The organism is Cytobacillus sp. IB215665, assembly GCF_033963835.1.
Classification (GTDB): Bacteria; Bacillota; Bacilli; order Bacillales; family SM2101; genus Nanhaiella.
Genome location: NZ_JAXBME010000007.1, coordinates 89,815 through 102,020, shown reverse-complemented (window position 1 = coordinate 102,020; position 12,206 = coordinate 89,815). Strand labels below are relative to the sequence as shown.

At 33.4% G+C, this 12,206-nt stretch carries 11 protein-coding genes; 8 read left to right on the top strand and 3 right to left on the bottom strand.

Going from position 1 to position 12,206, the window contains the following annotated elements; all coding sequences use genetic code 11:
* Positions 1-279 precede the first annotated feature (279 nt).
* From SLH52_RS11295 to SLH52_RS11260, 8 genes are all read left to right on the top strand, one after another.
* Complete coding sequence (locus SLH52_RS11295) at positions 280-2,469, top strand: PAS domain S-box protein (protein ID WP_320209381.1); 2,190 nt, start codon at positions 280-282, stop codon at positions 2,467-2,469.
* A 301-nt stretch (positions 2,470-2,770) separates the two neighbouring features.
* A complete protein-coding gene (locus SLH52_RS11290) occupies positions 2,771-2,893 on the top strand; it encodes a hypothetical protein (protein ID WP_320209380.1) in 123 nt (40 codons plus the stop codon).
* 283 nt (positions 2,894-3,176) lie between these two features.
* Positions 3,177-3,422, top strand: a complete 246-nt coding sequence (locus tag SLH52_RS11285; RefSeq protein WP_320209379.1) for an aspartyl-phosphate phosphatase Spo0E family protein — start codon at positions 3,177-3,179, stop codon at positions 3,420-3,422.
* A 783-nt stretch (positions 3,423-4,205) separates the two neighbouring features.
* On the top strand, positions 4,206-5,030 hold the full coding sequence (locus tag SLH52_RS11280) for an electron transfer flavoprotein subunit beta/FixA family protein (protein WP_320209378.1): 825 nt from the start codon (positions 4,206-4,208) through the stop codon (positions 5,028-5,030).
* Positions 5,031-5,102: 72 nt separating this feature from the next.
* A complete protein-coding gene (locus tag SLH52_RS11275; RefSeq protein WP_320209377.1) occupies positions 5,103-6,128 on the top strand; it encodes an electron transfer flavoprotein subunit alpha/FixB family protein in 1,026 nt (341 codons plus the stop codon).
* Positions 6,121-7,416: an FAD-dependent oxidoreductase gene (locus tag SLH52_RS11270; RefSeq protein WP_320209376.1), complete on the top strand. Its 1,296-nt coding sequence runs from the start codon at positions 6,121-6,123 to the stop codon at positions 7,414-7,416. The genes SLH52_RS11275 and SLH52_RS11270 overlap by 8 nt, the downstream gene beginning before the upstream one ends.
* Entirely contained in the window at positions 7,416-7,697 is a 282-nt protein-coding gene (locus SLH52_RS11265) for a ferredoxin family protein (RefSeq protein WP_214482118.1), read from the top strand. The genes SLH52_RS11270 and SLH52_RS11265 overlap by 1 nt, the downstream gene beginning before the upstream one ends.
* Before the next feature lie 838 nt (positions 7,698-8,535).
* Entirely contained in the window at positions 8,536-8,970 is a 435-nt protein-coding gene (locus SLH52_RS11260; protein WP_320209375.1) for a DUF3888 domain-containing protein, read from the top strand.
* Positions 8,971-9,312: 342 nt separating this feature from the next.
* Here the strand turns inward: SLH52_RS11260 and SLH52_RS11255 are convergent, their stop codons facing one another.
* The 3 genes from SLH52_RS11255 to SLH52_RS11245 all read right to left on the bottom strand — a co-directional run bounded on the left by SLH52_RS11255 (position 9,313) and on the right by SLH52_RS11245 (position 12,133).
* On the bottom strand, positions 9,313-9,669 hold the full coding sequence (locus tag SLH52_RS11255) for a hypothetical protein (protein ID WP_320209374.1): 357 nt from the start codon (positions 9,667-9,669) through the stop codon (positions 9,313-9,315).
* A gap of 144 nt (positions 9,670-9,813) precedes the next feature.
* A complete protein-coding gene (locus SLH52_RS11250; RefSeq protein WP_320209373.1) occupies positions 9,814-10,575 on the bottom strand; it encodes a DUF4931 domain-containing protein in 762 nt (253 codons plus the stop codon).
* A gap of 49 nt (positions 10,576-10,624) precedes the next feature.
* The gene (locus SLH52_RS11245) at positions 10,625-12,133 is read right to left on the bottom strand and encodes an ATP-binding protein (RefSeq protein ID WP_320209372.1); all 1,509 of its coding nucleotides are present in this window, start codon (positions 12,131-12,133) and stop codon (positions 10,625-10,627) included.
* Between the last annotated feature and the right edge of the window lie 73 nt (positions 12,134-12,206).

The following is a 12,206-nucleotide window of genomic DNA, read 5'->3' as shown; positions in this document are numbered from 1 at the left end:
TTTACATTAATACAAACTTTAACTATGATATAATGTATTATAATAAAAAATTCGACAATTTTGAATAATCCTACATTATTCAACAAAGATTGTTACTTGCTACATTTTGATTAGACCCATAAACGGTGCAACTTCGATTCCTGTATAAGAGAAGCTCTATGCAGTTTTACGTTACTACTATCTTTTTTAAGATGAGAAGAGGCTATGAAGCGTTTTTTCTAATGATGAAAAGACGACAAATTGAGACAGTATTTGTTTTAAAGGGGAGGGTTAATGAACTTGAATGAAACAACTCATGATAACGAAGTTGAAAAGTTAAAAAGACAAATATCTCAGCTTGAAAACAGTAATAAGCAGCTTCAACAACAACTACTTAACATTCGTACATACTATAAGAAAGCAAATGAAGCTATCGTTGTATTTGATAAAAAAGGTAATTTTGTGAAAGTAAATGAGATGGCATGCGAAATATTTGAACTTCCCGAAGAACAATTACTTACTAAGAACATGACAGATTTTCTAACTGTCATTCCAAAAGAAACTATGATTAAGAGATTGACCATTTTTGAAACAAATAAGCAAATATCTAATGAATTTCCGATAAGGTTGAATAATGGAACATTAAAATATATAGAATATGGAACAACCATAAACGATATTGGAGATTATTGTGTTTCACTATTTAGAGATGTGACAAAACGTAAAAAAATAGAGCAAGAACGTTCTATAAATGAACAAATGTTACTAGAATTGTTTGACCATACTGTAGATGGCATACTTATTTTCGACAAAGATGGTCAATTTATTGACATGAATGAACCTATGAGGACATATTTAAATATAAGAGAAAATCAAATACGTTCTTTTAATATTTTTCAATTTGTACATATGAATGACCAGCAATACATAAAGACTGTGCTAAAGAATCTTGTCATAAACCGTAGAAAGAAGGGAGTACTACATGTCGTACTCCTTGATGGTAAAGAAATATACGTTGAATACTCAGTTGCAGCAAATGTAAATAGTGGATCTAGGATAGCGATCATACGTGATATCACTCAAAAACGAGATATGGAAATTGAACTTGAAAAAAGTGAAGAAAGGTTCCGAGCGATTTTTGAGCATGCCCATGAAGCGATTATGTTATATGATGACAGTTTTCAAATAAAAAAAGCAAACCATGCTGCAAGTCGTACTTTCGAATTACCTCTTGATATTCTTATTTCAAAAAAATTGTCCGACTTTGTTGACAATAAACATCCTAAAATGAGGGATTTATTAGGGAAATTCCGTAATAATATTGAAATTAGAGATGATTTAGTTTTTTATATGCCTAATGGTGAGAAGAAATATCTTGAATTTACAACTAAGAAAGGAATTATAGATGGTTTAAACGTAGTTGTGTTTAGAAATATTAGTAAACGCATTGAGATTGAACATCAGCTTAGAGAAAGTGATCAGAGGTTTAGAAATACGTTTAATTGGGCGTTGGATGGCATTGTTTTTTGGGATCATCAATTCAATATCGTTGATGTAAATCCAGCAGCATGTGATATATATGGTTTAAGTCAAGAAGAATTAACAAGCTCGAATTTAACAGATTTTATAGATGACCTAGCATGTGAAAATGGAGGTCTAGTAAACTTTAACGAAGAAGGCGAATCAACGGGTAGATTAAAAATAAGGGATAGTAGAAAACAACTTAAGTATCTTGAATTTGCTGCAAAGCAAAATGTTGTAGAGGGGCTTAATATCACAATTGTCAGGGACGTTTCTGAACGGATCGGTATGGAGGAGCATATAAGAAAATCAGACACACTTAGTGTTGTCGGTCAACTTGCTGCAGGTATTGCACATGAAATTAGAAATCCAGTTACCGCATTAAAAGGTTTTATACAATTACTAGAAAGTAGTATTAAAGAAAATTATCAAATGTATTTTGAAGTCATTACATCTGAAATTAATCGTATAGAAACGATCATAACTGATTTTTTGATGTTGGCAAAACCTAAGCACGAATTATTTGTACATAAGGACGTATCAACAATTGTCAAAGAAACAATTGATTTATTATCCGCACAGGCATTGCTTCATAATATAGAATTTGTCACAGTTTTTGAGGATGGTTTACCTTTTATGTATTGTGAACCAAATCGACTGAAGCAAGTATTTATTAATATCATAAAAAATGGCATTGAAGTGATGAGTAACGGTGGAACGATTACTGTTAAAACCGAAATGAGAAACCAATCTGAACTGATGATTATGATTCGTGATGAAGGTAACGGTATGCCAAAAGAAATGTTATCAAGATTAGGTGAGCCATTTTTTACAACAAAAGAGTCTGGAACAGGTTTAGGACTGATGGTAAGTTATCAGATTATCGAAGAACACAAGGGCAGTATACATGTTGAAAGTGAACAAGGACAGGGTACAATTTTCTATATTACATTACCAGTCGAGAAATGATCGACCCTATTTCATATTCATTGTTATGTAACTCAGCATGTAACACGAGTATAAACTTTTGCGATTATAGCATCAATTAATAAGGCTGTTTACGAATTGTATGTTGCTTTATGTACTAAGGAATAAATACGTATAAATCAAACTTTCATGGAATTTTTTCTCATTAATAATAAAGTCAATTTTGTACTAATTTAGTTACATTTTACGAAATGAGCTTATTTTATTTAACATTTGTATATACCTTGTCATATAATTAACTAAAGTAAAAAATGTTGGTCCAGGTAAAAAGGGGGTCATATACATGAAAATCAAACAAAAGATTGGTTTTTATACACTACTTTGCTCAAAAATGAGTATCATTTCAAAAGCGGAACAAGAAGAAATCATGACAAAGATAAATAACAACAAAAAAATTAAATATTGATATATGCTCTAAAGCTAAAAGCTAGGTGAAGAATATAGGTTCACCTAGCTTATTTGTTGTTTATATGCCATTTATTGAGGATAAAAATATAATCTTTATTAGAAGATTTTGTCTAATTTTGCGAATCTATTTACAAGAAAAGAATATTTTGTAATAATTCACAAGTAATCATTTTTTTAGTATGTTTGGAAAACGACATTTAGAGTGAAGTAGATCATTTCATACAATTTTGTGACAACTTCCTCTAAAGATCGCATTTGAGGGGAGAATGGTGGAGAAATTTATGAATAAGCTTAATAGTCTTCAATTAAAGATTGATAAAAAAAGAAAAGATATGTTAACGTTAGCTTCAAAAAGAGATTACTCAAGTAAAGAGGTTGTTAAGTGCAGTCAAGAATTGGATAAGCTAATTTATAAGTACCAACAACTAACGTTGAAGAAACAAGAACGTCTATCTTATCAAGTATTTTTCTTTTGGGACAAGCCTATGAAGAAAGGTAATGTGAAATCTGGAACTAAAACAGGATGATTGCATATAGTTGAAGAAGATAAGATTGGATTTACCACTTTACAAACGTTAGAAAAATACTTAAAATAAGTTTATATAATATTAATTATTTTAATGTTTATAATAATTTAAATATTCAAACAAACTCCAATTAATACAATAATTTCACCTCCACATTTATATTTATATATGATGTATTGTGATGAACGTCACAGACTATCTTGCGAAGATTTGGTCAAATAAAGATTGAGATAACGCTTACATTATTCGACATCATATTCAGCATTTTAGAGACTCTCCAAAGAAACTCACCTAGACAAAACTTAAAACCGCCGTAGAATACTCAATACTCTTTTATCGATAAATAAATCTTATTGGACACCTAATAACCCGAGTACCAAGCATAAACACTATGCCGTTTTCCTTTTAACAAATGGTTGATTAGAATTAGGCTCTTTTCGGAAACTTTGTTGTAAATTTTCCTACATTATAACAGTTATAGGCTTTGAGGCTTCGTTCATCATATAACATAATGCCTCGAATACTATAGTACGAAAAAAAGCCTTTTTTATAGACATTATTGTGAAAATAATAACAAAATGTTATGGAGCATTCGTTTGAGAAACGTCAGGTTGGTTAGACAGCAGCATTATTGCTAATTGTTATTCACATTACACTATGTCTCAAATATTATAGCAAGATTTAGACGTACAACTGAATGATGTAATAGAGCTTATTCAAAAAAGCGCAATAGCTTTTTGAATGAACTCATTTATAAATTTTTTAGAGGAGTGAGGGTAACGAATGCACATCGTAGTTTGCGTTAAACAAGTACCAGACACAAAGATTATTAAAATTAATCCTAAAACCAATACGTTAGACCGCCGGAGTGCTCCCGCTATTTTGAACCCGTATGATGCTCATGCTGTTCAAGAAGCAGTCCGCTTAAAAAAGCTAGTAGGTGGGAAAATTACAGTATTATCAATGGGTCCACCGCAAGCAGATGCCGTAATTAAAAAATGTATTGAAATAGGCGCAGATCAAGGATTTTTAATTTCTGATCGGGCGTTTGCTGGAGCTGATACGTTAGCAACTAGTTATGCATTGTCGAAAGCTTTAGAGAAAATTAAGAAAGATCAACCAATAGATTTGGTGTTATGTGGAAAGCATGCCATAGATGGTGATACAGGGCAAACTGGACCAGGAATAGCAAGAAGGTTGGATATACCTCCGATTACAAATGTTATTGAAGTGGTGGAAATTAACCAGTCAGAAGAAACGATGTTAGTTAAAAGGAAATTATCAAATGGATATGAACTCATTCAAACAACTATCCCATCACTCTTAACAGTTGAAAAAGAAATAAATGATATTGAATATGCACCATTACCTAACATGATAATGGCTGCACGTTATTCTCCTATAGTTTGGACTGTTAATGACCTTGAAGATGTAGATCGAAAGCAACTAGGACTAAAAGGTTCTCCGACGATAGTAGGCAAAATGTTTACACCACCTAAGCCAGAAGGTGGAAAAATAATTGAAGGGACAGTTGATGAACAAGTCAATCAAATTATTAATCTACTTTTGGATAAGAAAGAGTTATTTGAAGAAAAAGTTGAAGGATGAAGAAAGCTGCTTGAACTATCAGATAACCTCTAACAACGACTACTTATCAAAGAATGAATAGGGGGAAACGATATGGAAGAAAACAGAGGTGTTTGGGTCTTTATAGAGCAAAATGATGGCAAGATAGAAGGTGTTTCATTAGAACTACTCGGAGCAGGTAGAAAACTAGCAGATAAACTAGATGTTGCTTTGGCAGGGGTTTTACTAGGTGATGGTGTGAAGGAGCTGAGCTCAGAGATATTTGCATTTGGTGCAGATGAGGTTTATGTCATTGATGATCCGATTTTGAAAGATTATCGAACTGAAACTTACATGGATGGGGTCGTGAAAGTTAGTGAAAGATATAAACCAGAGATTTTTCTATATGGTGCAACTCCGAATGGGAAGGACCTTGCGAGTGCTGTAGCAACAGATTTAAGTACTGGGTTAACAGCAGATACAACGATGCTAGACGTAAATGTCGATAAGAGATTATTAGAAGCCAGTCGTCCTGCTTTTGGTGGAAATATTATGGCAACGATTTTGTGTAAGAAGCATCGACCACAAATGGCTACTGTACGCCCGAAGGTTATGAAAGCGCTATTACCAGATTACGGTCGTTCAGGTAACATGATTGAAGAAACGATTGATTTACAGGAAGATCAATTGCGCACAAAGGTATTGCAAATAGTGAAAGATGTGGATAAGAAGGCAGCGCTAGCTGAAGCGCATGTTATTGTAGCCGGTGGCAAAGGTTTAGGTGATGAGAAAGGATTTCAACTCATTCATGAGTTAGCGGATGTAATTGGAGGTACAGTTGGAGGTACTCGTGATGTAGTAGAAGCTGGATGGCTACCACACGAAAACCAAGTTGGACAGACTGGAGAAACAGTAACTCCTAAAATATATTTTGCTATAGGAATATCTGGTGCAATTCAACATGTTGTTGGCATGAAAAACTCCGAATATATCATTGCCATTAATAAGGATGAAAACGCACCTATATTTGATGTGTCAACATATGGAATTGTAGGAGATGCGCTTGAAATAGTTCCAAAACTAATCGAACAATTCAAGAAGGCACGTACTCAGAAGGACGGTGAAGTTAGCTATGTCTGAAAAATTTGATGTAATAGTCGTAGGAGCAGGCCCAGCAGGCACTTCTTGCGCATATACTTGTGCTAAACATGGTTTGAATGTACTTCTTATTGAACGTGGAGAATATCCTGGCAGTAAAAACGTCATGGGTGGCGTGTTATATAGAAAACAAATGGAAGAGATCATACCGGAGTTTTGGAAAGAGGCTCCTTTAGAAAGGCCGGTTATTGAACAACGCTTTTGGATGATGGATAAAGAATCAATGGTTTCCTTTGGATATAAAGGTCTTGAATGGGGGAAGGAGCCTTATAATAACTTTACGGTTTTACGAGCTAAATTTGATCAATGGTTTGCTCAAAAAGCAGTAGAAGCTGGAGCTCTATTAATTAATGAAACCGTTGTGAAAGAATGTATCGTAGAAAATGGTAAAGTTATCGGTGTAAGGACTGATCGACCGGATGGAGATGTATACGCAGATGTTGTTGTTTTAGCCGACGGAGTTAATTCTTTATTAGGAAAACAACTAGGATTTCATAAAGAATTTAAGCCTGATGAGGTAGCGTTAACCGTCATGGAGGTGATTAATCTTCCGAAGGCTAAAATAAATGAAAGATTTAATCTCGAAGATAATCAAGGCTGTACAGTAGAAATATTTGGGGACTCAACTAAAGGGAATTTAGGTACTGCCTTTTTGTATACAAATAAAGATAGTCTAAATTTAGGGGTAGGGACTACACTATCGAGTATGATTAAAGCAAAGATGAAGCCATATGATTTACTCGATTATGTAAAATCGCATCCGATGGTCAAACCTTATGTTGATGGTGGTGAATCTGTAGAATATTTGGCGCATCTTATTCCTGAAGGTGGATATCATTCTATACCAAAAATCGTTGGTGATGGTGTTCTCGTTGCGGGCGATGCAGCACAATTTGTAAATGCAATTCATCGAGAAGGATCAAATATGGCAATGTCATCTGGACGACTTGCGGCAGAAGCAATTCTCCACGCAAAAGAAAGAGATAGCTACTCTGAAGCAACATTGAATGTGTATCGTGAGAATATTTATAACAGTTTTATTGGAAAAGACTTGAAGAAATATAAAGATGCAACTCATACATTCGAAAATAATCCACAATATTTTAAAGAATATTTGCCAATGATGAATAAAGCTGCAAGTAAGTTTTTCACAGTTGATGGAACACCTAAGAAGGATAAACAAAAGGAAATTATTCGAACAATTAGAGGTGAAAAAGGTACATTTAAACTCATGTCTGATATGTATCGTGCGTGGAAGGCGGTGAAGTAATGTCAAATACAATTGAAGATAAACAGTATTTAGTACGTTTTAAAGCAGATACAGAGTCCCACTTAACAGTTTTAGACCACGATGTATGTATCGAAAAGTGTCCTGATAAGTTGTGTACAGTATTTTGTCCAGCAGAAGTTTACAAATGGGAAGATATACGTATGCATGTAGGTTACGAAGGCTGTCATGAATGTGGAAGTTGTCGTATTGGTTGTCCTTACCAAAATATCAAATGGGAATATCCGAAAGGTGGGCACGGTGTAGTATTTAGACTAGCATAATAAGTGAAAAATGATCGACCGTGATTATGATAGTGACCTCGAAAACTATCCCTCTTATATTGTGAAATGAATTATTAAGCCGGGTTAGTACCGGCTTTTTTACATACCCAAAAACCGATGTAATCAACGTCATTGTTCACATTCCGAGGCACGTCTTTACATAAGTATTTTAACGCTTTTTAACCTTAACCACAGTCATTAACGTAACTAGGAACAAAATAGTCCTCTAGCTCTATTTCGATTTCTTTTCCAATTCAATTTGCGAGATATCCTCTTGTTCTAACCTGTGATTTTTTCAATTATTGGGATGATCGTTGTCGCCCTGATCCATGTTTATAAATAGCAAGTGCATTACCTGCGATTAATTAATTGCTAGTTCTAGTAACTAAAGCACCACCACAGTCTTTGTTTATTTGTTTAGATAGTCCATTTAAAACGATATGCGTAAGAATCTTACGTCGATGAGTTGAAAAAGACGCTAAAGAAAAGTGAACTATTCATCGCAATCACGCATTTATAAAGTAGAATAAAGGAATGGAAAGAGCTTCATATCGAGGCGATGTTGCCGGGCGTTGAAAGCTGAAGCATACAATTTCAAAAAATCACGGTATATTGCTCGAATAGTTGGAGCAATATGTAACCGGTGAACATGACGACTGTATTGTTGCAGTGAGCAGGCTATTTGCTTATTGAAGAAAGTATGAGAGCGAGTAAAGGAAAAACCAGCATGGTGTAATCACCAATTGCTGATATTGGAAAAAATAATAATGATAAATAACTAACTTAATCGTTAAACCTAAGGAATGAACCTAAAAGTTGCATTCATGGAGTGGTACTATTGAATAAGTATTATATAGTTGTTTTATTGACATTAGCCATGTTGTTAACACCCCCATTATTGACCTTAGCGGAAGAGTTACCAAAGCCACCTAAAGAATCGAGAGAAGAACTATATCACGATATGTTCCTTAGTTTGCTTTCATCCGAAATTGACAAGCCAATATTAGAGTATTACTCGAAATTAATAAATGAGCCCTCAGTCGTTTACACTTATATGATTGATGTAATTAGTGCTGAGAGGGTTTATGGTTATCGATCATTTAGATTTTATGTCACGTTAGAAGTTCATCCAGTTGTAGGGCCACATATCAGCGTAGGCAAAGATAGACTGAAATTTGATATTAGCGCGGGAAAAGCTGAATTAATTGAGTTTAAGCATTTAGAAACACATCAACTTCCAGAGCATTGGCAGCATATACTTTTAAATCAATAACTATACATTTTTAGTCGGTGATAAACCGGCTTTTTTTGAGTGGGCACTAAAATACGAAAGGAGGTGGTGCAATGTTCGAAATAGGCAAGCAGTTTCCGCCGACAGACGAGGTTGTACGCCTAGCAAAATTTAAGCGGGGCAAATTGTTTTTGACAGAAGACAACACGAACTCTATGAACATGCGTCCGAACTATTAACAGACACACCTTGCTGTGTTTATCCTAATTAGCTAAACAACAATCAATTGGGAAACATCCATTTTGTTATGAAGTAAAGGGGCTATGTAAATAAGTTATGTGTTAGTTTTCACATAATTGAATAAAAAGAGGAAAAGCAGATAAGTTAACCGACTTGTTTATTTGAGTAGTTAATTAAAAGGCAATCAGATTTTATATGTGTTTCTAACTCTTTTGCTAACTCAACAGCCTTGTGGATGGAATGAATAGATTTGATAAGAACCTGAGGATTTTGGTAATGAAACATTCCATCTACGTATGCAGGGAACACTATAACTTTCCATATATATATTTCTGAATTGTTGTCAATAGGTTCACCCTCTAAAGCTATTAGCCAATGAGTAGCCATATTCGTATGATCTACTTGGTCTTGAATTTGCTCAACAAATTTACTACGATCACTCTCGCCCATACAAATACATGATTTTTGATAAAAATCTCGATAATTAGGATGTGTATTCATTTCGCCACTCCTTTCTATCTAAAAAAATCTACATGCTTAAAAGGCTGTGACTATATTATATGACAAAAAATACAATTTTCATATCACATTTTTTAAATTTTCAGAAAAAGTTCACATTTATTATTGTTGTGTAACATAAGCAAGTCATTTAAAATATTTTTCTTGTATATTTTTTACTATTGTTGAAGTTTGATTTGAAACTTGTGGAATTGAATATCCAACAAACAACGGCGATGTAGTAAACCGTGGAATGACTTTAGCGTATATCTCATTTTCTACATAATAGAAAAAAAGATTATAACTATTACAGTTTTTGTGAAAGTGATTTAAAACATAATGAGTTGCTATTTGGATATAATCTGCCATGACTAAATGTTTCTCAAAAGATGGTAACTTGATATTTAATTCAACAAACCCCATTCGAGGAAAGGATGAAATATTGAACAAAACACCATCTTTTGAAGCAATAGGAATGCCTTCGAAATCCTTTATTGAAACATTTTGTGAGTAATCAACATCATTAAGACCTACAATTTGCATATGTGGGTGTCTTAACGATCCACCCGAATATGGACCATGGTTTTTAAAAAATATGACTGACTGATATTCGTTTGTGTTCATTAATTTTATCCAATGCTTTAAGCTGAAGGATAAGAGTCGATACAAATGATCTTTAGAATAAGTTGAAAGTTCTGAGTGACATTCATCGGTTTCAATTATTACGGTTTGATATGCGTCTTTTAGAACTGGATATTTATTCTTTAGTAGAATGATTGACCCATCATCGTCTATAATATTTTCCAAGCTATCACGATCACAGAATGGACATGATGCATTTTTATTTATTATATTTTCTGGTTTATTTGCACCTATAAGTACATTGAATTCTAGGTGTGTATTAGACACAACAAATTCACCTACTTTCTTACTTTTGAGATTCTGCTAGGAAGGAATGCTACTTCTTAGATGTACATAATGGGAATAAAATCTCAACGGTCGTCCCTTTGTTTTCAATACTATGAATCTTTATATGTCCGTTATACATATTAACGATCCTTTTACATACGACAAGGCCAAGACCAGTCCCTTTATCCTTCATTGTAAAAAATGGTGTGAATACTTTCGATAATACCTCTTCCGGCATACCTTTTCCATTATCTGTGATCTCAAGTTTACAGAATTTATCTCTTGTACATAATTGTATTTTAATTCGTCCATCATTCTTTATCGATTCAAGAGCATTTTTTGTTAGATTTAATATGACTTGTTTAATATGATCTTTTGAAAGGCGCACATAAACTTTATGTGTTGGCGTAATAACATCTAGCTCTACATTATATAAATTTGCTTCTGAGCGCAGAATAGGGTCAAGTTCATCTAAAATATCTACTAGGCAATACTTTTCATTTTTTTGAATAGTAGGTTTTCCAAGAACTAAAAATTCACTTGAAATTTCATTAATTCTATTAATTTCTGTTTGGATAACAGAGAAATAATATTGATCTTCTTTGTTTTTATATTTTTCACTTAACAGTTGAATGAGCCCTTTTATACCAGTTAAAGGGTTGCGAATCTCATGTGCAGTACTTGCTGCTAATGCTCCTACCAACTCAAGCTTTTGAGCATCATTCTGTAGGCGTTCAACTTTGGCTTTTCTTTTAAGTAAAATATATTCTCCAAATAAAAATATGATATTAGTAAAAAAGAACGTAAGCCCTATAATTAACAAACTTGTTTGAATGAGCTCTTTTTTCTCCAAAGCTAGAGGTTGAGCTTCTATGACCCAAGGTACTTCATTAAATTGTTCTTTAATTGGGAAAGGTTCGTTAATATTTTTAGCTTGCTTCGTCCCAAATAAAAATGGCTGATTGGAATCAGAAACTTTAATAATCATATTCGGAGTTAACTGATTCATGACATTTTCCATGTAATTAAGACGTAAACTCGCTAATAAATAACCTTTTATTTCATCCTTGTTTTGTGTTATAGGTGTGATAACTACTATGACTTCATCACCACTAACTCTACTAAAAAGGGATTTTGAGATTGTTGTTTTTTTAGTTTTTTGTGCTTCTAGAAAGTATTCTCGATCGTAGATTGGAACATTCTCAAGCATCGCAGTTGAGCCTACTGTGATAACTCCACTTTTATTCACAAAATACAATCCATCAAATCGAGGGTCTTTTTGTTGCGTATTTTGTAAAATTTGTGTTAAATTACTTTCACTCTCATCCAAATTGTTATAGACTAATGCAAGCGTTTCTAAACTAACTTTTGCCTCTCCGATAAAACTGTCTATATGATTTTCATGAAATTTGACAATCTCTTTCGTCTCATCATACAAATCTTTTTTTAAGTCATCTACAACATAGTTAATTACTATCGTAATAATTAATATTGATGGAATGATTACTAATAAAATATATAAATAAATGTGTTTAAATACTCCACGTTTTTTCTTCAAGATATACCTGCCCCTTGTTTTAAACATACGTATAGTATTATATCAAATCTAAAAGAAAAAGCTATAAAATGGT